General features: G+C 70.3%; 23 protein-coding genes and 4 pseudogenes. 16 read left to right on the top strand and 11 right to left on the bottom strand.

Features of this window, described 5'->3' with window-relative positions; genetic code table 11:
- The 3 genes and pseudogenes from ACFOYX_RS22110 to ACFOYX_RS22100 form a co-directional block, all read left to right on the top strand.
- The coding region (locus ACFOYX_RS22110) for a transposase (protein ID WP_377534312.1) at positions 1–431 on the top strand (431 nt) is incomplete at its 5' end.
- A 40-nt stretch (positions 432–471) separates the two neighbouring features.
- A complete protein-coding gene (locus tag ACFOYX_RS22105) occupies positions 472–630 on the top strand; it encodes a hypothetical protein (protein WP_322441034.1) in 159 nt (52 codons plus the stop codon).
- Positions 631–982: 352 nt separating this feature from the next.
- Positions 983–1504: pseudogene (locus ACFOYX_RS22100) on the top strand (IS3 family transposase); the annotation flags it as partial.
- On the opposite strand, the gene ACFOYX_RS22095 reads toward ACFOYX_RS22100, so the two are convergent.
- From ACFOYX_RS22095 to ACFOYX_RS22085, 3 genes are all read right to left on the bottom strand, one after another.
- Positions 1473–1784 (bottom strand): hypothetical protein, encoded by a 312-nt coding sequence (locus tag ACFOYX_RS22095; RefSeq protein ID WP_322441033.1) that lies wholly within the window; start codon positions 1782–1784, stop codon positions 1473–1475. The pseudogene ACFOYX_RS22100 and the gene ACFOYX_RS22095 sit on opposite strands and share 32 nt — an antisense overlap.
- Before the next feature lie 227 nt (positions 1785–2011).
- Complete coding sequence (locus ACFOYX_RS22090) at positions 2012–2284, bottom strand: hypothetical protein (protein ID WP_322441032.1); 273 nt, start codon at positions 2282–2284, stop codon at positions 2012–2014.
- Between the two features lie 371 nt (positions 2285–2655).
- The gene (locus ACFOYX_RS22085; RefSeq protein ID WP_322441048.1) at positions 2656–3072 is read right to left on the bottom strand and encodes a transposase; all 417 of its coding nucleotides are present in this window, start codon (positions 3070–3072) and stop codon (positions 2656–2658) included.
- A gap of 1047 nt (positions 3073–4119) precedes the next feature.
- Here ACFOYX_RS22085 and ACFOYX_RS22080 point away from each other — a divergent pair.
- The 4 genes and pseudogenes from ACFOYX_RS22080 to ACFOYX_RS22065 all read left to right on the top strand — a co-directional run bounded on the left by ACFOYX_RS22080 (position 4120) and on the right by ACFOYX_RS22065 (position 7433).
- Positions 4120–4731 carry a DUF6444 domain-containing protein gene (locus ACFOYX_RS22080; protein ID WP_369294129.1) on the top strand — a complete coding sequence of 204 codons (612 nt, stop codon included), beginning with the start codon at positions 4120–4122 and terminating at the stop codon, positions 4729–4731.
- Positions 4644–5197: pseudogene (locus ACFOYX_RS22075) on the top strand (transposase). Before ACFOYX_RS22080 ends, ACFOYX_RS22075 begins: the two are co-directional and overlap by 88 nt.
- Before the next feature lie 128 nt (positions 5198–5325).
- Positions 5326–5385, top strand: a pseudogene (locus ACFOYX_RS22070) (hypothetical protein); the annotation flags it as partial.
- A gap of 458 nt (positions 5386–5843) precedes the next feature.
- Positions 5844–7433, top strand: coding sequence for a hypothetical protein (locus ACFOYX_RS22065; RefSeq protein ID WP_322441050.1), 1590 nt, complete (start codon positions 5844–5846; stop codon positions 7431–7433).
- A gap of 539 nt (positions 7434–7972) precedes the next feature.
- Here ACFOYX_RS22065 and ACFOYX_RS22060 read toward each other — a convergent pair.
- On the bottom strand, positions 7973–9859 hold the full coding sequence (locus tag ACFOYX_RS22060; protein ID WP_377534309.1) for an adenylyl cyclase: 1887 nt from the start codon (positions 9857–9859) through the stop codon (positions 7973–7975).
- A gap of 392 nt (positions 9860–10251) precedes the next feature.
- On the opposite strand from ACFOYX_RS22060, the pseudogene ACFOYX_RS22055 reads away from it, so the two are divergent.
- The 3 genes and pseudogenes from ACFOYX_RS22055 to ACFOYX_RS22045 all read left to right on the top strand — a co-directional run.
- A pseudogene (locus ACFOYX_RS22055) lies at positions 10252–10433 on the top strand (IS6 family transposase); the annotation flags it as partial.
- 154 nt (positions 10434–10587) lie between these two features.
- The gene (locus ACFOYX_RS22050) at positions 10588–11460 is read left to right on the top strand and encodes an alpha/beta hydrolase (protein ID WP_322441030.1); all 873 of its coding nucleotides are present in this window, start codon (positions 10588–10590) and stop codon (positions 11458–11460) included.
- A gap of 57 nt (positions 11461–11517) precedes the next feature.
- A complete protein-coding gene (locus ACFOYX_RS22045; protein WP_322441029.1) occupies positions 11518–12261 on the top strand; it encodes a DUF2071 domain-containing protein in 744 nt (247 codons plus the stop codon).
- Between the two features lie 256 nt (positions 12262–12517).
- On the opposite strand, the gene ACFOYX_RS22040 is transcribed toward ACFOYX_RS22045, so the two are convergent.
- Positions 12518–12697 (bottom strand): hypothetical protein, encoded by a 180-nt coding sequence (locus tag ACFOYX_RS22040; protein WP_322441028.1) that lies wholly within the window; start codon positions 12695–12697, stop codon positions 12518–12520.
- Positions 12698–12913: 216 nt separating this feature from the next.
- On the opposite strand from ACFOYX_RS22040, the gene ACFOYX_RS22035 reads away from it, so the two are divergent.
- On the top strand, positions 12914–13774 hold the full coding sequence (locus ACFOYX_RS22035) for an AraC family transcriptional regulator (protein ID WP_322441027.1): 861 nt from the start codon (positions 12914–12916) through the stop codon (positions 13772–13774).
- Between the two features lie 5 nt (positions 13775–13779).
- Here ACFOYX_RS22035 and ACFOYX_RS22030 read toward each other — a convergent pair whose 3' ends face one another.
- Positions 13780–14715, bottom strand: a complete 936-nt coding sequence (locus tag ACFOYX_RS22030) for an aminoglycoside phosphotransferase family protein (RefSeq protein WP_322441026.1) — start codon at positions 14713–14715, stop codon at positions 13780–13782.
- Positions 14716–14851: 136 nt separating this feature from the next.
- On the opposite strand from ACFOYX_RS22030, the gene ACFOYX_RS22025 reads away from it, so the two are divergent.
- Complete coding sequence (locus ACFOYX_RS22025) at positions 14852–15427, top strand: hypothetical protein (RefSeq protein WP_322441025.1); 576 nt, start codon at positions 14852–14854, stop codon at positions 15425–15427.
- A gap of 38 nt (positions 15428–15465) precedes the next feature.
- Positions 15466–15897, top strand: coding sequence for a VOC family protein (locus tag ACFOYX_RS22020; RefSeq protein ID WP_322441024.1), 432 nt, complete (start codon positions 15466–15468; stop codon positions 15895–15897).
- A gap of 4 nt (positions 15898–15901) precedes the next feature.
- On the opposite strand, the gene ACFOYX_RS22015 is transcribed toward ACFOYX_RS22020, so the two are convergent.
- A complete protein-coding gene (locus ACFOYX_RS22015) occupies positions 15902–17077 on the bottom strand; it encodes a hypothetical protein (RefSeq protein WP_322441023.1) in 1176 nt (391 codons plus the stop codon).
- Between the two features lie 263 nt (positions 17078–17340).
- Here ACFOYX_RS22015 and ACFOYX_RS22010 point away from each other — a divergent pair, with 263 nt between their 5' ends.
- A complete protein-coding gene (locus tag ACFOYX_RS22010; protein ID WP_322441021.1) occupies positions 17341–18888 on the top strand; it encodes a gluconokinase in 1548 nt (515 codons plus the stop codon).
- 46 nt (positions 18889–18934) lie between these two features.
- Complete coding sequence (locus ACFOYX_RS22005) at positions 18935–20458, top strand: SLC13 family permease (RefSeq protein WP_322441020.1); 1524 nt, start codon at positions 18935–18937, stop codon at positions 20456–20458.
- Between the two features lie 39 nt (positions 20459–20497).
- On the opposite strand, the gene ACFOYX_RS22000 is transcribed toward ACFOYX_RS22005, so the two are convergent.
- Positions 20498–21073, bottom strand: coding sequence for a dienelactone hydrolase family protein (locus tag ACFOYX_RS22000; protein WP_322441019.1), 576 nt, complete (start codon positions 21071–21073; stop codon positions 20498–20500).
- Between the two features lie 65 nt (positions 21074–21138).
- Here ACFOYX_RS22000 and ACFOYX_RS21995 point away from each other — a divergent pair, with 65 nt between their 5' ends.
- Complete coding sequence (locus tag ACFOYX_RS21995; protein WP_322441018.1) at positions 21139–21732, top strand: winged helix-turn-helix domain-containing protein; 594 nt, start codon at positions 21139–21141, stop codon at positions 21730–21732.
- Positions 21733–21794: 62 nt separating this feature from the next.
- Here the strand turns inward: ACFOYX_RS21995 and ACFOYX_RS21990 are convergent, their stop codons facing one another.
- The 3 genes from ACFOYX_RS21990 to ACFOYX_RS21980 form a co-directional block, all read right to left on the bottom strand.
- Positions 21795–22079, bottom strand: coding sequence for a putative quinol monooxygenase (locus ACFOYX_RS21990; protein WP_109801059.1), 285 nt, complete (start codon positions 22077–22079; stop codon positions 21795–21797).
- Between the two features lie 47 nt (positions 22080–22126).
- Positions 22127–22885, bottom strand: coding sequence for a MerR family transcriptional regulator (locus ACFOYX_RS21985; RefSeq protein ID WP_322441017.1), 759 nt, complete (start codon positions 22883–22885; stop codon positions 22127–22129).
- A 155-nt stretch (positions 22886–23040) separates the two neighbouring features.
- Positions 23041–23679, bottom strand: a complete 639-nt coding sequence (locus ACFOYX_RS21980) for a hypothetical protein (protein WP_322441016.1) — start codon at positions 23677–23679, stop codon at positions 23041–23043.
- Positions 23680–23683: the final 4 nt, after the last annotated feature.

Below are 23683 nucleotides of genomic sequence, written 5' to 3'. Positions count from 1 at the left end.
TGATGGTCGAGGCCCGCGGCATCCCCCTCGGACGCGTCCTGGCCGGCGCCAACCGCCACGACTCCCCACTGCTCAAACCCACCCTGGAGCAACTCGACGGCCTCGGCCCGCTACCCGACGACATCACCGTCCACCTGGACGCCGGCTACGACTCGGCCACCAGCCGGGACCTACTCACCGAACGCGGCCTGACCGGCGAGATTGCCCGCAAGGGCGTCAAAGCCCCTATCCAGGCCACCCAGCGGTGGCACATCGAACGCACGAACGCCTGGCACAACGCCTTCAACCGGCTCCAACGCTGCTACGAACGCAAGGAGTCAGTCGTCCACGCCTACTTCGACCTCGCCGACGCGATCATCACTATACGTAGCCTCATCCGGCAGGCCTGGATCTCGCACCGGTGGGACACCCGCCCCACCCGCCGACCATGAAACCCACCTATCTGCGCGCCCTCTAAGCTGGTTAGGGCTGGTGCTGGCCGCGGCCGGCATGGCCAGCGGCCTCGGCCTGCTGGTCGCGTCGCCGGTGTTCGACACGCTGTGGCTGGTCGGGCTCTACGGCTGGACGCTGTGGCCGCTGCTCGCCGCGATCACGCTGGGCCTGCGCTGGATGCGGCTGCGCCGCAGCTAGCTTCACCGCGCCGGGTGAATGCTGATTCCGTGCCGGGTGCGGAGACGACCCGTACCCGGCACGCCGTGGGCACGCCCTCGTGAAAACGCTCGCTGCCGCTGTGTGCGGTGGCAACCTCGACGCCCGTCCGCCGAGATGATGGCGCTGCACGCTCACCGCTGCGCCCGCACCGGCACGGGGTGTCGAGTCCCACTCGGCCGGCGACTGCCTGCGCTGGGTAGTGGAAGAACACTGCGAACACCGTCGCTACGCCGAGCGCGACCTCGCCCTGCTCAACACGCTCTGATCGACGAGCCCGAGCCCAGGCGCACGGGACCGCCACGAAAGCTGGACGATCCGCATCTAGTCCGCAAGACGTGAGTTCAACGCCCGGCAGCCAGGCACCCGTCTGGTCGGCGACATCACCTACCTGCGCACCGACGAAGGCTGGTTGTATCTGGCCACCGTCATCGGCCTGGCCACCCGCATGGTCGTCGGCTGGCGGACCGCCGCACACATGCGCACCGGCCTCATCATCGACGCACTCTCGATGGCGAAAAGCAGGCCCACGTACGCCGCGACGTATTCAACTCCGATCGCGGCTGCCCTTCAATATACGTCCACCGAGTTCGCGGATTTCTGCGACCAGATCAACGTCAGGACCAGCGTCGGGCGGACCGGAGTCTGCTGGGACAACGCCGCCGCAGAGTCATTCTTCGCCACACTGAAAAACGAGATGTACTACAGGCAACGGTTCCCGACCCGCGCCAGAGCACGATTCGCCGTCGCTGAATACATCGAAATCTTCTACAACCGCCAGCGCCTGCATTCCACCCTCGGGTACCGCACCCCAGCCGAAGTTCTCACCGACCAAAGACTCCGTACCGCAGCCTGACCAGCAAACCCACGAGACACTGTCCAAGATCCTTGACACAGCTCATGGCCGCCTCGAGGACGTTCTGCAGGTGCTTCTCCTCCTCGCCGAGGTCTTTGCGAGCCCGCAGAAAAACCCCTACCTCGGCGAGGAGCTCGGGCTGTTCGTCGTCCTGGTTCTGCCCTGCTTCGGAGATGCAGAACTTCTCCGCCGGCATCTTCAGCCACTGGGTGAGGGTCATGAAGGCGTCGGCGTCGGGGCGGTAGCCGTTGGCCAGGCGGTCATCGTTGAGGGACTGCACCCCAGTTCGGCGGCGAGTTGCCGCCAGGAGAGGTTCTTGCTTTTCCGCGTGCGCATCCGCCGATAGAGGCGACGGACCCCGGCGCCCCCGGCATCGAAACTCATCCCGCGCCGCGCCCGGTGGCCACTGACCTGCAGGGCGCGGCCGCCAGAGAACGGGGGCCGGCCCATCCAGGCCGACCCCCGTCAGGTGCGAGCGCGGCTCAGCGGGCCGGCCGCGCGGTCACCTCACCCGCCGTGGAAGGCATAGACGTACGCCTGCACGCCGGTCGAGTCCGGTACGTGTCGCACTAGCGCGAACACCGTGTAGCGGCCGCCCCTGCCGACACCGAACTTCTGGAACCGCTGATCCGGACCGATCTGCCAGCCGAGCTCCGAGATAATCTCGTTGTCCATCCACGGGCTCCGGTTGGTAAACGGTCGCTCCTGGTCGGGCCCGCCGACCCGGCTCGACCCCGTCAGCGCATCGCGCAGTCCGTTGGCCGTCAGAAAGCTGTCCAAGCACTCCGCAGTGGAGTTCATGCCCAGGTAGACCCCGGTAGTAGTACCCGAACCCGTTGTCGACGAGCGCGTACCGGAGGTCGTCCCGGAGGCACAGCGGCACCGTGACGTCCGCGCGTTTGAGCCCCTCCTCGAGGGTGATGTCCCCACTGTCGACGGGGTAGGCGGAGACGCCTCCCCCGTTGCCGGCAGGGGTACGCCCGACCTCACCCGACTGCTCTCCGCAGGACACATTGAACGTCACGCCAACGAGCATCGCGATCGCTGCCGCCACCGACCGGGCCGAGCGCACCCCACGCCGCATTGTCAATTCACCTTTCGCATGTCGTACCTACCAGGTCTGGAGGTGGCTGGTACCGACCACCGCGAATTCACGCGCGAGGCCGAAACCGGCAGCCATGGTGGGATACTCGAACTTGCGCCAGCTCCGCCCGCTCGTCGCTGGTCAGCCCGTCACTGCGGGTTCCGACATCGAGTTCGGCCCGCCTCACCCATTCCCGCACCGCGGTCTCGGTCAGGTCGAAATCCTTGGACACCTGCCCGATCGTGCGGTCACCACGCTGGCACAACTCCACGATCTCGGCCTTGAACTCCACCGTGAACGACCGGCGCGGCCGAGGTCGCTCATACCCATGCTCTCCATGATGCTGGACATCCTCCCGGGACCTCTCGGTCCCTGATCTCGGATGTCCGTCAAAGCGGGTCAGGCCCAGACATCTACCGCGCACCGCTGGCTTCCATCCGCTCGGGATGGCGTGAGTGGCACAACCGGCGTTGAGACGGCACATCACATGGCAGAACGCGAATGGGGCCGACCGGGAAAGACACTTCCCGGCCGGCCCCTTGTCAGCCGATCCTCGGACGCGCCGCCAGCACCGGGCCTTGTCAGTGCTCATGTGAGCGCGTGCCCAGAAGCAGTGTCGAACTTCAGATGTCTGAACTTCTCGACGTAGACGAACCGCTTGCCGTCAGGCGAGAATCTCGAGTGATTCGCCTCCTCGTCGTCGACGATCCTCCTCTCTCCCCGGTCCCCAAGTCGACCGACCAGATCCCGGCCTCGTTTTCCGGCGACCCGACGGCGGCGATCACCGATCGGCCGTCCGGCGCCACGCCAGATCGGCGATGCCCGGAATCTCCGCGATAAACCCGGCCGAGGCCGATTTCACATCCCACTTGTCGTCACACCCTAATGGCGATACAGGCAATGTCGCGGCGTCCGGACGTATCCGTAGATGCGGCGCAGACGTTCGTGCCGGACTTTACCCAGCGCTGTGCGCCCCACTCCCGCCAAGGATCTTTGCTGTTCGGATCGGTGTTGGAGGAGAAGTAAAATCCGTCACCCCAAGCCTCAAGCTTCACGGTCCCGGACACTCCTCCGTAGGTGAATGCGCGAACCCAGCCAACCCATTGGGTGCGGTCGGTGTAGTTCTTGGAGCCCGTCGTCGCCTGTACGCAGGTTCCGTTCCCTAGCCCTGTGCACCCACCGACAGTGGTGTCGGCGTAAGCGGCAGTAGGTGCCGCGCCGAGCAACAGGAGCAGCGAGAGTGCTCCGACAGGAAGTAGCGCGAAAAGTCGACGTCGTGTCCTCATCGGATTTCCTCCTCGTACGAGACAGACCTCCGCATCTGGCATGACCGGGATAGGTTTGCCGATGGGAGAGCATCGACCGGATGTCGATACCGTCAAGGCTCTGCCGAGGATCGATGTTGCAACCTGGATGCTGCTCACTTGTTTAAGGCGTGCAATAAACAGCCAGGCTCACCGCAGATCATGGTATATGCAGCAGCTCCGCCGCCGTGACTGATCAGGTGCTCGTCGGCGGGTCGGCTTGACCTGTGGGATCCGGGTTGGATCATGGTCGGGAGTCTGGAGCGCCATCCATCGTGGAGCTGCCTGAGCGGGTTGCTCGTCTGAAGGCCCGGATCGTTGAGCTTGAGGGAGACAACGTTCGGCTGCGGCAGGAGAACGCGGTGTTGCGGGCGGAGAACGCGGATCTGCGGGCTCGGCCCGGGCAGGACTCGTCGAACTCGTCGCGGCCACCGTCGTCGGACGGGTCGGTCAAGCCGGCGCCGAAGTCGTTGCGGACGCGGTCGGGTCGGCGGCCGGGTGGACAGCCTGGTCATGAGGGCCGCACGTTGCGGCAGGTGGCTGATCCGCACGAGCGGTTCACGCACGAGCCGGCGGGGTGTGGTGGGTGCGGTGATGATCTGAGCAATGCGGTGGTGGCAGGGGTGGCGGTGCGGCAGGTGTTCGACCTGCCGGACATCGGCGTGCGGGTCAGCGAGCATCGGATCATGTCGCGTCGGTGCCGGTGCGGGCAGATGACCGCCGGTCGGGCCCCAAGCGGGGGGATGTTCCGGTGCAGTACTGGCCGAGAGTTAACGCGGCCGCGGTGTATCTGCAGCAGGCGTTGTTCGGGGCGCAGGCGCGGACCGGGCGGGCGATGACGGATCTGTTCGGGGTGCCGATGTCGGCCGGCGCGGTCGCCGCCGCGCACGCACGCGCCGGTGACGCCCTGGCCGACTCGGAGTTCGTCGATCAGGTCCGTGACGCGTCGACCAGCGCGAGCGTGGTGCATGTCGACGAGTCCGGGCTGCGGGTCGCCGGCAGGCTGCACTGGGTGCATGTGGCCACCACAGGGAAGTACACCTCGTCTGGGTACACCCGAAACGTGGTCGGGACGGCATCGACGCCGGGCAGGTGATGGGCTCGATGACCGGGATCGCCGTGCACGACGCGTGGGCGCCGTACGACACCTACACCCCGGCCGGACACCAGTTGTGCTGCGCGCATCTGCTACGCGAGCTGACCGCCGCCGCCGAACTGGCGCCGCGGGCGGTGTGGCCCTGCAGGCGGCCGACGCGCTCCTGCGGCTCAAGACCGCAGCGGACACCGCCCGTTCCCACGCGGTAGGCGGGATCGACCCCGGCCTGCTCACCGAGCAGACCGGCCTGTTCCGCCAGGCCACCCTCGTAGCGATCAAGGACCATCACCACGACACATCCAAGACCGGCCGAAAAATCGCCGCGCTGGCCCGCCGGATGCGTGACCGCATCAACGACTACCTGCGCTTCGCGGTCGATCTGCGGTCCCCGTTCGACAACAACACCGCCGAGCAGCAGATCCGCATGGTCAAAATCTGGCAAAAAGTTCTCCGGGTGCTTACGCACCCTCGACGGAGCCCAACAATTCGCGCTGATCCGCTCCTACCTCGCCACCGCCACCGCCCACGGCCGCAACCTCCTGCAAGCCCTCACCGGCCTCGCCACCGGGCGACCCTGGCTGCCCGCAACCGAACCGACCACCTGACCAGTCACGATTCCTCCTGCGTCCGGGTGCCTGCGTTCTCCGGTGGCGGCGGCAGCTGGATGCCCGCAGGTTCATGGCCGCGTTGCCCAGGAACCCGCGTCGGTACCAATGGTTGCCGAAAGTGTCGGCTTGCTGCCGCTGTGTTGCAGCCGACGGTGACGCGTGCGATAAATGGCCGGTGGGTACCGGAGGTCGGCGCGGTCGGCCGCATCGTTTGCCCCACCCGGTGGCAGCGCGGCCGGGTTGGTCCGTGCAGCAGGGCCGGGCGGCCTGGCTGTTGCGCGTCAACCGCTTGTACGGGCCGAACGAGCAGTGGCAGCGCGGCGCCGTCTTCGCTGAAGCTTTCCAAGGTGGCTGCTGGCCCGAACGCACCAGCGTGTACCGGATCTCCCGCTGGGAAACGGCCACCGTGCGCGTCCCCTACTTGGCGGTACGCCGGTACGAGGAACTGCTGGATCTACCCGCCAATGGTCTCGTCGCGCTGCTCGACGCGATCTACCGGTACTCGGCCGCGACCGTCGGCAACGCCCTGCAGCTGGATAGGGGGCTGCGCGAGGGAAGCCCGCACCAGGCGGCCCGCCTAGAAGAGTTGCTGGAGGCGGCCCGGTCCGAGGACGTGTTGACAGGGTCGGACTGGGACGAGCTGACCAGCTATCTTGCTTTCGCACCACGGCAGATGATCACGCCACGCTCAGCCTGGACCGATATCGCGGAACGTTTGTTAGCCGAGATGATCGTCGCCGACGGCGTGGCATGGATGCAGCGCTACGAGGCGCTCAACCGGCTACTCGCCCACCCCGTCGGCCAGCAGCACGCGGTAGCGGCCTGTGCAAGCCTGGCCGCTGATCGCACCAACCAGGTGTTCGTCGAGACGGTAAGCGCGTTGGACGCCAGCGCTCATCCCGACGCCAGCCGGCACGTCCTCGACCAGCTCATGCATCCCACGAACGATCGGGCACAGTACGGCGCTCTGCTGGCCAGCATCCGAAAGCTGCGGTATGGACACTTCAGCGAACCGCAGCTGCGACGCCTCGTGCCGGTCGTCAATGAACTAGCGCTCGACCCCGCCCGGTACGAGGACGCTCAACCGCTCGCCGCCGAACTCCTCCGCCGACTGCCGACCGACGTGCCAGCCGCAGCAAAGGCCAGGCTGCGCCACGTCGTGATCGGCGACCCGACGCTTAATCAGGTACTGCCTGCGAGCCGGCTGGCCGCAGCGGAGGCGGGCCAAATCCTCATCGCCCGAATCACGAACACCGCTATGGCCAACATGCCCCGGGACGTGCCCAACTTCCACGACGAGTTATTACCAGTACTGCTCGACGAGATGTTCTTCAGCCCGGTGTTCGACGTGCGACTGTGCGCAGCGATCCTGCTCTTCGGAACCCCCTACCGGCGGCCACTCGCCGTCGCGCTCGCGCTGGAACTCGGCAAGCATGCCGCAAGCTTCAGCGTCGATGTTGCCCACGCCATGATCGAGGCGCTGCGCATCCTAGGCGACGAAAAGCAGCGCCCGATCATCGAACGTTTGACCACGGCAAGCGGAGTGCCCCCGCCCATCACGGTCGCGGCCACACAGGCCATCGGACACCTCGGCGGAAGCAGTGAAGACCGCTACTGGAAGAGTGCCGTCAACCACCACGCTCACCTCTGGGACCGAACCCGAAACAAAACAAGCGCCTCGGCGCTGAGCGCGCTGATCTACGGGCTCGGCGTGGCACACAACACGGCCCTGCTCCAACATGTGCGCGAGAACCATCAGGCCCCCGCCATGGCGCGCGCCGCCGCCTCGTGGTGGCTCAACCTACCGCGGACTGTCTACGAGAGCGCCACCCAGTAGATCCCACAAGTTCGCCCCCAGTGGGATGCCCGCCGCCCTGTGGTTCACGATGACTGGCCGCCGAGACATCAGGCACCCGTGATGTGGCGGCGGTGAGCGTGTCGTGCGCCGGCCATGGCCACGTGGCCACGACGGTCCCCCGGACTAGCCTCGGACTAGCCTCGCAGCCCAACCTCGTCAGCCCCGACAGCTGAACTCTCGACAGCTCCGACCGATGGCCGACCCACCGAGCAATGGATACGCGAATGCGACCCGAATCAGCGCTCGTTAGGAGGCAGAGCAGCAGGCCAGCCGCCTCCGACGGATCGATGGGCATAGGCTTAGGAAGCCGATGCTCTATCCCCTGCTACGAGGGCGCGAGGGTCCAGCTCACCTGCCAGCGGAGACCCGCGAGTGTCCCGGACCGCCCACGATAAGCGCGGACGCTACCAAACGAGACCGGCCAGGGACCCGTGGCGGCAGACCGCCGGGGTCGGGCCGGAGCTCGGAAGCTCCGGCCCCCGGGAACCGCCATGATGCTGTTGCCTTGTGCAGCTGGCCTACGGCGCCGGGTACTGCACGACGTACACCGGCACACCGATCTTGGTCGTGTCGGCCGCATCGCCCACGCCGTTGACGACGTGGTCGATGGTTCCGGCGCTGAGGTTGACCGTCATGACGTGGTGCAGCTTGACGCCCGGGGTCTCGGGAACCTCGAAGCCGTTCTCGGTGTGGATCGCCGGGTTGTTCTGGTTGAAGACGTAGACGCCACCGCCGTAGAGGGTGTGCGTCTTCACGTGATCGCCGACCTTGTAGCCGGCGTATCCCTCGACATCGCCGTTCATCCAGTCGGCCTGGGTGGGCGGGTCGTACGGCAGTTCGTTCTGGTACAGGATCGTGGTGCCGTGGTCACCGTTCCAGACGGTGTTGTACTGCTGGAAGTGCTCGACGAACAGGCCCGTCGCGGTCACGTGGTCGCCGTTGATCACGGCACCGTAGCGGCCGGTGTTGGTGTTCCAGCGTTCGGTGTCGGTGAGCCCCTCGACGCCGTGGTCGGCACGCCACACCCAGGTGTGGTCGATGAGCACGTTGTCGCTGTTGACCTCGAGCGCGATGTCGGTCTTGCCGACGTGCGGTCCACCGACCCGGAAGTACACGTCGGACAGCGTCGTCGGGTTGTCCGCCGAGCTCTTACGCTCGCCGTGCTTCTGGCCAACCCGCAGCAACACCGGCGATTCCTCGAGACCCGCGTCGACCGTGACACCGGCGATGACGACGCCCGGAACGTCAGCGATGTCGAGTGGGGTGGAGCCGTTCACGGCGGTGAGCGTGGCGTGCCCGAGCCCGAGCACCACGGTGTCGGGGCGCTTGACCCTGATGCTCCGCGCGATGTCGTACACACCGGGGGTGAGCAGCAGGTGCTTACCGCGCGCGAGTTGGCTGTTGATGAGCTGCACCGAGTCCGACGGCTTCGCGACGAAGAAGTCGGTGATCGGTAGCGTGCGGCCCGCCGTCATGCCGTTGGCCCACGAGATGCCACGGCTGTTCTGCTGCGCGGCGGGCACCCGGACGTTGTACCTGCCCTGCGCGTCGACGAACAGGTACGGCTTCTCGCGACTGAGGGGAGTGGCGTCCAGCGTCGTGTAGGGCGGGTTCGGGAAGGCGGCGTCGTTCGGAGCACCGACAACACCCGAGAAGACCTGGTTCCACACCCCGTTGGACCAGCCGGTGACTTCGCTGTTGCGGGTCAGCCACTGCTGCTGTGACCCGTTGATGACGAACGGCAGCTTGGAGTCGGCGATGAAGCCGCCGCTGGCGTACTGCGGGCCGGCGGTGCAGTAGTCCATCAGGGACAGGTTGGCGCCGCTGACGTTGAGGCGACGCATGGACACGGCCTGGGAGACGGCCCAGAAGTCGGCCGAGGCGCGGCACCCGTCCTGGCCGGTCGCGTTGACGTTGATCGACAGATTGGACAGGGTGCGCCAGAAGTTGACGAGCGCGAGGCAGTTGCTCGTGCCGCCGTCCGCCAGGCAGCGGTTGTAGACCTCGACCTTGCCGTTGATGACGACGTCGGTGGGTGCGGCGCCCAGGCCCGAGATCTCGGTGTAGTAGCCGACCTTGATCTGCAGCGGGTGCTCGGCGGTGCCATACGATCCCGGCTTGAACAGGAACGCGTAGCGCTGGCTCCCCATTTCGTTGTCGACCTGGGCAGCGTGCGCCGCGTCGAGCGCCGCCTGGATCTCGGTGACCGGCATGCTGGGATCGAAGATGGTGACATTCGAACCGAAGTCCGGGGTGGCGGGGGGTGGCGGGGAGGCGGCAGCAGCCGCTCCCGTCGTCATCACGGCGGTCGTCAGTACCAGACCGAGCGCGAACGCCCGCCCGAGTTGCCGGAGGCCGACGTGCCGCCTCGCGGGCTCGTCGCCACCAGGATGCTGGGTCGTCATGCGGTTCGTCCTTTCCACGGGGCGGCCGGCGCTGCGGGCACAGCGCCGTCGGGCTGAATGCCGGGCAATGAAGATGGCCCAAGGGGTGCCGGTGGTGGGACGGGCGCGCGAGCCTTCTCCCGCGCCGGCGTGGCTCACGATTGCCATGGACCTGCCTCATCAGGGGGACGGGTGGCCGGACACCGGCGGCAAGGCCTTGGAGAGCGCTCTCACCGCTGCTTCGACTTGTATCAGGCCGTGAAAGATGTAGATGAGGATGTTTCTACCCTGTGAACTGATCCTGCGCTATGTCGCGCGGCCCTGTTTTTTGGGCGCCGGCTGATCGTCCGGTCGGGCCGGCCGATCAAGGCAGTCTCGAACGGCGAAGCCAGCAACCCGCCCCCCGCCCGTGGCTGCCGCCGAAGTCGGCATTCGCCGGGTTCCGGTTCCCGCCGGAGGTGATCGTCGTCGCGGTCCGGTGTACCTGCGGTACAACCTCTCCTATCGCGACGTTGAAGCGCTGCTGATCGAGCGTGGTGTGGAGGTCGACCACGTCACGGTCTACCGGTGGGTGCAGCGGTTCACGCCGCTGCTGGCGGAGTACTCCGCCGGTTAGCGCCAGCCCCGCGGGCCCGCTGCCGCCCTCGCGGGCTGCAGCGGGTCCTGATGGTCCAGCAGCGGTAAGGCGTTTCCCCTCGTTGAACCGGCCGAGGCGGGTCTGCAGGTCGACGGGGAAGGGGAAGGATCTGGTGTTCGAGGGTTTCGAGGAGGTGGACGTCGCCACCGCGGACACGACCATCCACGGGCGCCGGGGCGGCGACGGCCCGCCTGTCCTGCTGCTGCACGGGATGCCCGAGACCCACCTCATGTGGCACCGGATCGCGCCGCGACTCGCGGAACGGTTCACCGTGGTGGCCACCGACCTGCGCGGCTTCGGTGACAGCGGGAAGCCGCCGACCACGCCGGACCATGCGCCGTACAGCATGCGCGAGGTGGCCCGCGAGCAGGTGGAGGTCATGCGGCTGCTGGGCTACGACACGTTCGCCGTCGTCGGGCACGACCGCGGCGCGCGCTGCGCGTACCGGATGGCGCTGGACCACCCCGACACGGTGACCCGCCTCGCGGTGCTCGACATCGTGCCCACCGGCGACGCTTTCGGCCGGGCCGACATGGACTTCAGTCTCGGGTTCTGGCTCTGGTCGTTCCTCGCCGCTCCCGAGCCGGTGCCGGAACGACTCGTCGCCCAGGCGCCGGAGGTGATCGTCGACTACATGCTCGACTCGTTGTCCGAGGTACCGGACGCCTTCCCGGCCGCCGTAAGGGCGGAGTACGTGGCGAAGCTCAGCGCCCCGGACGTCATCCACGCGATCTGCGAGCAGTACCGGGCGGCCGCCGGGCTGGACTACCAGCACGACGAGGCCGACCGCGGCAACCGGCGGATCCGGTGTCCCGTCCTGGCGCTGTGGAGCCACGCCGGCCCGGTGGCGAGCTGGTACCGGCCGCTGGAGGTATGGCGGGCCTGGGCCGACCAGGTCGACGGAGGTCCCGTCAAGGCTGGCCACTTCCTGCCGGAGGAGGCCCCCGACGAGACCGCGCGGCACCTCCTCACCTTCCTCACCTGAGATCACCGGGCCCGACCGGATCTCCGACGAGGGGCTCAGAGCGGGCACGATGGGTACGTGGACATCGAGCCGGTCGACTGCGCGCCCGAACAGGCCTTCCCGTGCGCGGTCCTTCGGCAGCGCTGGCAGGACCTCACCTTCCTGCACTGGGCCGTCGCGCCGGAACTCGTCGCGCCCCTGCTGCCCGGCGGCGCCCGCCCGGACACCCTCGACGGGCTCACCTACGTCGGCCTGATCGGTTTCCGGATGGTCGGGCTGGGCCTCGGACGGGGCCGGGGAGTGCCGTACTTCGGCAGCTTCTGGGAGACCAACGTCCGGCTGTACTCGGTCGACGACACCGGCCGGCGGGCCGTGGTGTTCCGCTCGCTCGACGCGTCCCGGCTGGTCCCGGTGCTGGTAGCGCAGCTGAGTTTGCGGCTGCCGTACAAGTGGTCGACGATGCGGCTGGACCGGGACGGTGAGCGCCTGACCTACCGATGCCGGCGCCGCTGGCCCGGCCCGGTCGGCGCGACCAGCCGGATGGTGGTCCGGGTGGGTGAGCCGATCGCCGACCCGACCCCGCTGGAACACTTCGTCACCGCCCGCTGGGGCCTGCACACCCGGGCGTACGGGCGCACGCTGCACCTGCCGAACTGGCATCCCCGCTGGCCGCTACACCGGGCCGAGCTACTGCACCTGGACGACGAGCTGGTCACCGCCGCCGGGCTGCCGCCGCCGGCCGGATCGCCGGCGAGCGCGCTCTACTCCCCCGGCGTCCCGGTCCGGTTCGGCCCACCGGCCACCGTGCGCCGATCAGACTGACCGCCCGGGCCAGCGCCGACCGCCTCAGTCCTCCTCCGGCACCGCGCGGCGGCGGGTGGCGGTGTTGAGGTGAGCCCCAGTCATGCCGCCTGACTCCTACGCACTCGTTCACGACGGGTCGCGCAGCGCTCGCCGGAGGTGTGTCGTACTGCATGGTTGACAGACGCGCCACAGCCCGACACACCGACCGACGCGCTACGTTTCTGCGTCGCCCGGGCCGGTGCATCAGTGGCACGAGCCAGCACATTTCAGGGCATCAAGGTGTTGGCGGGCGAGCCGCCCGCCGGCGGAGAGCGATCCGGCCGGTGCCCTCCCGCAACTTCCGCGCCGTCCGACCCAGCTCGAACGCGATCCGGGCGGCCTCGTACGCCTCTGCGGCGCCCGGCTCCGCCATCCGGCGTGCGCGCAGGTCGTCCCACTCCGCGTGCTCATTCATCTTTGGGTCCCCTCGACGATGCCGGCCGCTCTGCCAGCCATCGCTCAAGAGCCCAACGACGGTCAACGCGCAGGGTGCTGGTGCTGTTCGTCACGTCTCGGCGACACTTCCGCCACCGGTCGGTCAAAGCGCAACCGATCGCGCCGGGCTCAAAATGTCGGGTCCGGGATCACCCGGGTGCCTAGCGTCGGTGGCGGTAAACGGAAGGAGCACCGGGTGCTGGAGCGGCTCAACCAGGCCATGGCGCACATCGAGCGGCACCTCGACCAGCCGGTCGAGGTGGCCGAACTGGCGCGGATCGCGGTCACGTCGGCGTACCACTTCCGGCGGCTGTTCTCCGCCCTCGCCGGCATCCCCCTGTCCGAGTACGTCCGGCGGCGGCGGCTCACCGTCGCCGGCGCGGAGGTCCTCGCCGGCAAGGAGTCGCTGCTCGACATCGCGGTCCGCTGGGGGTACGGCTCGAACGAGGCGTTCGCCCGGGCGTTTCGCGCCGTGCACGGCGTCGGTCCGAGCGAAGCCCGGCGTACGGGGGCGGCGCTTCGCGCCCAGCCCCGGATGTCCTTCCGACTCGTCGTCGAAGGGAGCACCAGCATGCAATACCGGATCGTGGAGAAGGACGACTTCCGCCTGGTCGGCCGCAAGGCCCGCGTCCCCCTGGTCCACGAGGGGATGAACCCGGCCATCGTCGCGTTCATCCGGAGCATCGGACCGGAGACCGTACGCCGGATGGAGGCGCTGTCCGACCAGGAGCCGAAGGGCATCGTCAACGTCAGCGACAACCTCGCCGGCAGCCGGGAGGAGGGCACCGAGCTGGACTACTGGCACGGGGTGGTGACCGGCGCCGATGCGCCGGACGACATGGCGAGCCTGCCGGTGGCAGCGGGCACCTGGGCGGTCTTCGAGTCCTCGGGGGAGTTCCCGCAAGCGTTGCAGTACCTGTGGCGCGACGTGTTCACCCAGTGGTTCCCGTCGAACCCGTATGAGAGCCGGCCCGGGCCGGAGATCTCGAAGGTCCGGGTGTCGGCGGACGGGAAGCAGGCCGACGCCGAGCTGTGGATCCCGGTGCGGCGAACCTGAGGTTCTCAGCCCTCGGCGGCGGCCCGCGCCAGGCAGGCCGGGACGTCGCCCGCGTGGTACGGGTGCTCGCTCGGCTCGATCGCGGCGAGGAACATCGCGTACACCGCGGCCAGCCGCAACGGGCCGACCGGACGCAGCAGCGCGACCGCCCGCTCCGGGTCGCAGCCGGGCACCTCGGCCCGCCACCGGGCCGCCCACGCGGACAGTAGCGGCGCGGCCGTCGCCGGGGCGAGGGTTTCGGTGAGCCGCAGGATGTCGAAGGCAGGATGGCCGACGAACGCGTCGCCCCAGTCGATGGTCACCCGGCGTTCGCCGTCGCCGCGCACGTTGCCGGGGTGCAGGTCGCCGTGGACGAGGGTGTCGGGCAGCCCGCAGCGGCGTACCTCGTCGAGGCGGTCGTCGAGGCCGGCGAGCAGGCCGTCCACGGTGGAGACGTCGTGCGGGGCGAGGGCGGCGCGGATCCACCGGGCCAGCACCGGCCCCCGCCGATCCGGTACGCCGGCCGCGATCAGCGCCGCCACGTCATGGGCGGCGCGGACCTGGATGGCGTGGTGGTCGGCGGCGATGGCGGCACGCTCCTCGACGCCGGCCTGGTAGCGGTCCTCGCCCGGCACCTGGTCGAGCAGCACCCGGCCCGCCCCGTCGTCGGCGAGCACCGTCGGGGTGGCGCCGGGCGCGGCGTCGGCGAGCCAGCGCAGCACCGCGCCCTCGTGCCGGAGGAAGACCGGCACCTGCTTGAGCCAGGTGCTGCCGTGCCCTCCGTCGAGGCGCCAGATCGCCGAAAGGTTCCAGGTGCGCACGTCGAGGCCGTACCGCCGGCGGGCCTCGGTGACCACCGAGCCGACCTCCTGCCACCACGGCTCGGGCACGTCGTACGCGGGGAGGGCGCCCAGCGGCGCGCCGACCTGGTCGACCAGCAGGAGGGTCACGGTGCGGGACACGCCGGGACGGTAGCGCCCGACGCGTCGTGGTGGCGAAGGGATTACCGCGACCCTGACGGACTCCGGGCCGGCCCTTCCGGGGCCGCTGGGGGTGAGCCCTGATGTCCCCGCCTCGTCCCGCTGCCAGGCTGACGCAATGATCGCCACCGATTCCCGCGCCACCGCGCCCGCCCCGTACGCCTGGTTGCGGCCGACGGCCCTGACCGCCTCGATGCTGCTGTTCGGCTACGGCATCCTCCGCCTCCTCGACGGCCTGGACGGGCACCGCGACAAGTCCGCGTGGCCCTGGCTGGCCGGGCACACCCTGTTCCTGCTCGGCATGGTCCTGTTCGCCGTGCTCGTGGTGGAGCTGCGCGGCCTGCTGCTCGCCACCTCGCCGCAGCAGCGGGTGCTCACCGACGTGGCCACCGTGGCCGGGCTGGTCGGCGCGGCCGCGTTCGGCTGGGTGATCCTCGGCGACCTGTTCCCGCGCTTCGCCGAGGCGATGCCGCCGCCGGACGTGGTGCTGATCGGCGGGCCGGCGCTGTTCCAGCTGGGCCTGCTCACGCTGCTGGTCCGCGCGGCCGTCGTCCGGCCCCGGCTGCTGCCGGCCTGGGGGCCGGTGCTCGTCCTGGTCGGCTTCCTCGCGATCGGGGTCGAGCTGGACCTGCTGCCGGTGGGCGCCGCGCTGGTCTTCGCCGGCCTCTTCCCCCTCGCCCGGCCCGCCCGCTGATCGTCGCGCCGGGCACCACCGGCGGGTACGGTCCGGGCATGGAGCAACGCATCAGTCTGGTCACCCTCGGCGTGGCCGACCTGGCCCGGGCCCACGCCTTCTACGAGCGGCTCGGCTGGCGGGGTCAGGAGGTCGAGCAGACCGTCTTCTTCCAGGCCGGCGGGCTGGCCGTGGTGCTCTGGGGGCGCGACAAGCTGGCCGACGACGCCGGCCTGACCGATCGGGGCGCCGACGGGTTCGGCGGGCTGAGCCTGGCGCAGAACGTACGCAGCCGCGAGGAGGTCGACGCGATCCTGCGCGAGGCGGCCGAGGCCGGGGCGACGGTGACCCGCCCGGCCCGGGAAACCTTCTACGGCGGGTACGCCGGCTGCTTCACCGACCCGGACGGTCACCTGTGGGAGATCGCCTGGAACCCCGGCTTCCCCCTGGGTGAGGACGGCACGCTCACAGTCCCCGACTTCGGCGGCTGACCGGTCAGGTGTGGACGATGCGGCGCACGCCGCCCTGGCCGGCGCAGGCCTCCCGCTGTCCGCCAGTCAGGCTGAGCAGCCCGTCGCGGCACTGGACGAGGTAGCCGCTGCCGGACCAGAAGCCGGGCGCGCAGTCGAAGAACTCGCAGGTCCGCGCGGCGGGCCGGCGGACCCGGTAGCCGTCGCCGCAGAAGTCGTACCCGAAGGGGTTCGCCGGGGCGCCGCAGCGCGGTTCCCCGGCGGGCTGCGGCGCGGCGGTGCGGGACCGCGCGGGCGTCGGCGCGGGGCTGGTCTTCTTCCGCGGCTTCGGCGCGAGCGTGGTCTCCACCCGCACGGCGGGGGCGACCGGTCGGGGTGCGGGCGTCGCGGTGGCCGCCGGGGTGGCGGCGGAGGCGACGTCCGAGCCGGGCCGCACCGGCGGGTCGGACTCGAAGAGCATCGCCGGCACCACCAGGGCGAGGGCCGCGGCCACCGCGACGGTACGGCGGCCGCCCGGCACCCGGGCGGAGAGCCGGGCCTGCGCCGGGGTGACGATGCCCGGCCGGAACGGCTGGACCTGCGCGTGTTCGGCGATCAGCTCGTCGAGCTGGGCGACCACGGCGGCGCGCTGCTCGATGGCGTCGGCGAAGGCGAGGGTCAGCTTGAACCGGAAGTCGGCGACCGCGCCGGTCGGCAGCAGCAGCCCGGAGGTGCGCCGCCGGTCGAGCACCTGGATCAGCGTGACCGGGGCCGCCGGGTCGTGGGCCAGCCCGGTCATCCGCCCGTACGCCCAGTCGCGCCGGCCGCGCCCGCCGAGCAGCACCAGCCGGCGGTTGGTGAGGACGGCGAGCCCGGCGTCGGTGACCTTGAGGCCCTCCGGGCGGCGCGGGCGCAGCGCCGGCGGGTCCGGGTCGACGGTCAGTTCGGGGGCCGGCAACACGGCGGTGTGCCGCACCTCGACCAGTTGGGCGGCCGGCAGCGTCCAGAAGACGACCTCGCCGGGGGCCAGCTCGATCGGCAGGCCGACGCCGGCCTCCGCCGAGCCCTGGAAGGAGCCGGCGAGGATACGCAGCCGGCGCAGTTCGTCGTCACGCCGTCGCCACGCCTCGTCGGCGTCGCGGAAGGTCCGCTGCCGCCGGTCGTTCTGCCGGTGCGCCCACCGGTACCGCCATGTGGAACCCGTCGAATCAGTCTTCGCCACGCCGACTCCTCCGCCGCGCGAGCCCACCAATCGGGGTGTCATGCACATCAACTGCGACGGAAGGCCGACAAGACACGCGAAAGTCGTTAATCTGACCGATCGGCGGATTGACCCGCACAATCGGCGGAGTCCGCCGCGTCGATTCCCGGCCGGGACCGGGTGCTCCGGGTCGGACCGCTTCACCATGCGAGGGGGTCCCGGCGTCGGTAACGTCAGCCACAAGCCGGGGTGCGCCGTGGCCTCGGGGGGAGGGAGGTGGACCGGTGAGCGACACGACCTCCACCGTCGTGGTCGGCGTGGACATCGGCACCACCAGCACCAAGGCCGTCGCGTACGACACCGACGGGCGGCGGCTCGCCATGCACTCGGTCGGCTACCCGCTCGACGAGCCGCACCCGGGCTACGCCGAGCAGGACCCCCGGCTGATCCTCGACGCGGTGGTCGAATCGGTCCGGGCCGTGGTCGCCGAGCTGCCCGAGCCGATCGCCGGGCTGTCGTTCAGCACCGCGATGCACAGCCTGATCGGCCTGGACGCCGACGGCACCCCGCTCACCCCGTCGGTCACCTGGGCGGACTCCCGGGCCAGCGGGCAGGCCGAGCGGCTGCGCGCCGCGCCGTCCGGGCTGGCCCTGCACCGCCGCACCGGCACGCCGGTGCACCCGATGGCGCCGCTGCCGAAGCTGGTCTGGTTCGCCGAGCAGCAGCCGAAGCTCTTCGAGCGGGTCGCGCACTGGGTCGGCATCAAGGACTACGTGCTGCTGCGGCTGGCCGCGGCGCTCGTCACCGACCACTCGGTCGCCTCCGCCACCGGCCTGATGGACATCCACAGGCTGGCCTGGGACCCGCAGGCGCTGGGCGTCGCCGGGATCACCGAGGAGCAGCTGCCCGAGCTGGTCCCCACCACCACCGTGCTGCCCGGCCTCACCGCCGAGGCGGCCGCGGCGACCGGCCTGCCCGCGGCCACCCCGCTCGTCGTCGGCGCCGGGGACGGCCCGCTGGCCAACCTCGGGCTCGGCGCGGTCAAGCCCGGCGTGGTGGCCTGCTCGATCGGCACCTCCGGGGCGATGCGGGTGGCCGTCGAACGGCCCGCCGTCGACCCGCTCGGCGGCGTCTTCTGCTACGCGCTCACCGAGAACCGCTGGGTGGTCGGCGGGGCGATCAACAACGGCGGCATCGTGCTGCAGTGGGCCGGCGACGCGCTCGCCCCGGAGCTGGGCGAGCACGCCGAGGAGGAACTGCTCGAGCTGGCCGCCCGGGCGCCGGTCGGCTCCGGCGGGTTGATCATGCTGCCGTATCTACTCAGTGAGCGGGCGCCGCACTGGAGCGCGCTGCCCCGCGGCGCGTATGTCGGGCTGACCCACGGCCACCGGCGCGAGCACCTGGTCCGGGCCGCGCTGGAGGGGGTCTGCCAGCAGCTCGCCCTGGTCCTGTGCTCGGTGCGGGCGGCCGGCAACGAGGTCCGGGAGATCCGCGGCAGCGGCGGCTTCGCCCGCAGCCCGCTGTGGCGGCAGATCCTCGCCGACGCGCTCGGCATGCCGGTGCGCTTCCCCGCCGGGTACGAGGGGTCCAGCTTCGGCGCCGCGCTGCTCGGCATGCAGGCCCTCGGCCTGATCGAGTCGATCGACGTCGCCGCCGACCTGGTGGAGATCGACGAGACGGTACGCCCCGACCCGGCTTCGGCGGCCACGTACGCCGCCCTGCTGCCCCTCTTCTCCGAGCTGTACGACGCGCTCGTTCCGACGTTCGCGTCGCTGCGACGGCTGGCGCCGAGCCTGCCGCCGGAGCCACCACCCACCGCCCCACCCATGTGATCGCCCGTCCCGCAGTCACGGACGACTACCGAAGGTCGTGATAGCTGTGGTCACTCCGCTCGCCGCACCGGCGGCACCGCTCACCAACGCCGGTGACGCTCAACTGATCACCGCCGCCGTGCTGGGCATCGCCGCTGTGGTGCTGCTCATCGCCTGGGGCAAGGTGCACCCGTTCCTGTCCCTGATCCTCGGCGCGGCCGTGCTCGGCGTGGTCGCCGCCGTGCCGGTCGACAAGATCGTCACCTCGTTCAGCGCCGGGGTCGGCTCCACTGTGGGCGGGGTCGGCCTGCTGATCGCGCTCGGCGCCATGATCGGTGGCCTGCTCGCCGAGTCCGGCGGCGCGGACAGCATCGTCGAACGGGTGGTCGCCCGGGTCGGCGGTGCCGCCCTGCCCTGGGCGATGGCCGGGGTGGCCGCCCTGATCGGGCTGCCGCTCTTCTTCGAGGTCGGCGTGGTGCTGCTGGTGCCGATCGTGCTGCTGGTCTCCCGGCGGGTGGACATACCGCTGATGAAGATCGGCATTCCGGCGCTGGCCGGCCTGTCGGTGCTACACGGCCTGGTCCCGCCCCACCCCGGTCCGCTGGTCGCGATCGACGCGCTCGGCGCCAACCTCGGCCAGACCCTCGCGCTCGGGCTGCTGGTCGCCATCCCGACGGTGATCATCGCCGGGCCGATCTTCGGCAACTTCATCGCCCGCTACGTGCCCGCCACCGCACCGGAGGCGTTGCTGCCCACCAGGCAACCGCTGGCGGTCGCCGGCGGGCGGGGGCCCGCGGCCACCGGTCGCCCCCGGATGGACGCCGACGGGGACCTGGTCGCCGAGGACGACCTGGTCAACCCCGGTACCGGCCGCCCTGGCGAGCCGATCGACGAGGCTGCCACCGCTGCGGTGCGGGCGCGCCGCGCACCCGCGCTGTGGGCCGCGTTCATCACCGTCCTGCTGCCTGTGGTGCTGATGTTACTGCGCGCGATCGGCGAACTGGCCCTCGACAAGGGCACCACGGGCCGCAAGGCGCTGGACATCATCGGCACCCCGATCATCGCCCTGCTCGCCGGCGTCATCTTCGCGATGATCTTCCTCGGCTACCGGACCGGTTTCAGCCGCAGCCAGGTCTCCGGCTTCCTCGGCGGGTCGCTGCCGCCGATCGCCGGCATCCTGCTGATCGTCGCGGCCGGCGGCGGTTTCAAGCAGGTCCTGGTCGACGCCGGCGTGGGAAACCTGGTCGCGGAGTACGCCAAGGACGCCAACCTCTCGCCGCTGCTGCTCGGCTTCCTGGTCGCCGTCGGCATCCGGGTGGCCACCGGCTCGGCCACCGTCGCCACCATCACCGCGGCAGGCATCGTCGCGCCGCTAGCAGCCACCCTCCCGGGACCGGAGGTGGCGCTGCTGGTGCTGGCGATCGGCTGCGGGTCGCTGTTCTTCTCGCACGTCAACGACGCCGGATTCTGGCTGGTCAAGGAGTACTTCGGGCTGACCGTCGGGCAGACCATCAAGAGCTGGTCGGTGATGGAGACGATCATCTCGGTGGTCGGCTTCGTCGGCGTCCTGCTGCTCGACCTGATCTTGTGACGCCCTGAGCGCGAGGGTGGCTCCCTCCGTCGGTCGCGGTCAGTGGGCGGCGAGGAAGTCGAGCACGCGCCGGCTGAGCAGCTTGGCGGCGTCGGCGTCGTAGGACGGCAGGCTGGGGTCGGTGAACAGGTGCCGATCGCCGCGGTAGACGAACAGCTCCGCGTCCTCGGCCGACTCGACGAGCGCGCGGGCCGCGTCGATGTCACCCTCGCCGGCGAAGAACGGATCGGCGTCCGCGCCGTGGATCTGCACCGGCACGCCCGCCGGCCACGCGGTCCCGAACTCGGAGACGGGCAGGCAGGACTCGAACAGCAGCGCCCCGCGCGCGCCGGCCCGGGTCTGCGCGAGCTTCTGCGCCGGCAGCACGCCGAGCGAGAAGCCGGCGTAGACGAGCCCGTCGGGCAGCTCGTCCGCCGCGCCGACGCCCCGATCGAGCAGGTTGCCGAAGCCCACCTCCCGGGCGTACGCCAGGCCGTCGTCCAGCGTGATGAAGGTGTGGCCGTCGTACAGGTCCGGCGTGTGCACGGTGTGCCCGGCTCGGCGGAGCTCGTCGGCGAAGGCGAGGACGCCCGTCGTCCGACCCTGCGCGTGATGGAACAACAACACCTCAGCCATGCGGTCTCCCCGGTCTCGGATGGGATCTTGCCGCGAACACTCCAAAACTTTAGACTGTTCGACAAATGTCGAGCAATACCCGAATCCCGGACTACGACCTGCCCGACACCGTCGAGGCGTCCACACCCGCGCAGTTGCGCGCGATCGCCGACCCGCTGCGGGCCACGATCCTCGACCTGGTGCTCGAGCGGGCCGCCACCGTGGCCGAGCTGGCCACCGCAATCGGCCGTCCGAAGAGTACGGTCGCCCACCACGTCAACGTGCTGCTCGAGGCCGGGATGCTCCGCGTCGTCCGCACCCGGCGGGTGCGCGCCATCGACGAGCGGTACTACGGACGGACGGGCCGCACCATCCACGTGGGCGTGGTCCGGCGCCCGGGCGACACGACGACACCCGTGTGCGTCAACGGCCTCTCCGTCGCGGCCGCCGAGTCGGTGCCGGCCCACGAGGCGGACACGCTCTACTCGACGATCCGCCACGCCCGCATCCCCAAGGAGAGCGCGGCCCAGTTCTGGCGACGCGTCGAGGCGCTCATCCGGGAATTCACCGAGCTGCCGCGCTCCGGCGACACGGTCTACGGCTTCGTCGCCGGCCTCTACCCGACCGACCACCCGACCCTGCCCGACCCGGACCAGGCGCCCGCCGGGGACTCGGACTGAGAACCGCGCCGCGCTTCGCCGCGCCCTGGCGGGTGACGGCAGGCGCGCCAGACCCCTGGCGCTCAGGGGGCCTCGACGCCGGAGATGCGGTACCGGTGCACCTCGGCGCCGAGGATCGCCACCGTCTGCTCCTCCGACGGGCCGGACCCGCGGAAGGCGAGCAACTGCTCGTCGGTCTCCCACCGCTCGTAGACGTTGATCCGGCCCGGCTCGATCAGGTCGGCACTCACCGCGAAGTCGATGCAGCCCGGGGCGGAGCGCGCCTGTCGGACGGTCTCGACGCAGGAGGCCAGGTAGGCGTCCCGGCCGTCAGGGTCGACGTAGAGACTGCCGGCAACGATGAACACTCTGGCCTCCTGCGGTGAGCCCGACCCGTCAGGGCCATCGTGGCACGTCAGGCCCGGCTGATCGCGTTGGCGTGGATGGCCTCGCTCAGGTACGCGGCCAGCCCCGGCCGGATCTTCTCGTAGTACGCGGTGAACCGCGGGTCCGCCACGTACATGTCGGCCAGCCCGGTGTGGATCTCGTACGAGCACTCGTAGAACCAGCGGCTGATCAGCTGCCGGTGCTCCTCGGCCAACTCCATCGCCGCCGCGCTGTCGGCCGGCGCGCCCGAGTCCATGATCGCGGCGACGCGCCGCCCCCAGTCCTCGTTCTCGGCCTTGTTGCGCAGCCAGTCCTCCTTCGAGTAGCGGGCGGCGCGCCGGGTCGACTCCCGGTACGCGTCGGTGCCGCCCCACCGCTGCTCCGCCTCCTCGGCGTGCGCGTCCGGGTCGAAGTCCCCGAAGACCTCGAACCGCTCCTCCGGGGTCAGTTGGATCCCCATCCTTCTCGCCTCCATCGCGAGCTCGATCGCGGCGACCATCTCCTGGAGCTTCCCGATCTGCCCGGTGAGCAGCTCGTGCTGCCGGCGCAGGTGCGCCGCCGGGTCCGCGCCCGGGTCGTCGAGGATCGCCGCGATCTCGTCCAACGGGAACCCCAGCTCCCGGTAGTAGCGGATGAGCTGCAACCGCTCCAGGTCCGCGTCGTCGTAGCGGCGGTAGCCCGCCGCCGTCCGGCCGCTCGGCGAGAGCAGCCCGACCTCGTCGTAGTGGTGCAGCGTCCGCACCGTCACCCGGGCCGTCTTCGCCACCTGACCCACCGTGTACGCCATGGTTCCCTCCCTTCCGCGACCAAGGCTCCCGCCTGCCGTTGCGTGAGGGTCAACCCCAATTCTGGGACCGGGCCGACGGACGTGAGCGGGAACACGGCGCCCCCGGTCTCCCGAAGCGGGTGGGAGGCCGGGGGCGGCGGGTGCGGCTGGTCGGGTCAGGTCGTGACGCGTTGCCGGGCCTGCTCCGGGGCGGCGAAGGTCGCGCTGGCCGGGGTCCGGAAGGCGTGCACCAGGCCGGCGAGCGACAGCAGCAGGAGCAGCGCCGCGCCGAGGTACATGGCCAGGGCGCCCTGCCCGGCCTTGCGGCCGAACTCGCTGAAGCCGTACGAGGTGAGCAGCAGGCCGCGCAGCGTCTCGCCCTTGAAGACCGTCTCCCGCTGCGCGGTGACGTCGGCGAGCTGCTTCTGCAGGTCGGCCAGGTTCGCGGCCCTGGCCTGCTCGGCCTGGGCCACCTGCTCCTTCAGCGCGGTCTGCGGGCCGCCCAGGTCGGCGTACGTCTTGCCGCCGCCGATCGCCGTGAGGTGCAGGCCGATGAACTCGTTGGCGTAGCACTCGGCCTGCTTGCCGGTGGTCAGGGCCTGGCCGGCGTACTCGCGCAGGCAGTCGGACTTCTTCTCCTCGTCGGTGAGGGTGTCGGCCGGCTTGAAGCTGATGTGCTGGGCGCCGAGCTGGTCGTGCACGTAGGTGTTGGCGAGGTTGGCGTTCGTGGTGAGGACGATGCCCACGACGAGCAGCAGGACCGCAAGGCCCAGCCCGCCGATGCTGAACAGCAGATCCAACGTCCGTCGCTTCATGTCC

The organism is Micromonospora sp. GCM10011541, assembly GCF_042650725.1.
GTDB lineage: Bacteria > Actinomycetota > Actinomycetes > Mycobacteriales > Micromonosporaceae > Micromonospora > Micromonospora sicca.
This window is presented reverse-complemented; position numbering and strand designations above follow the sequence as displayed.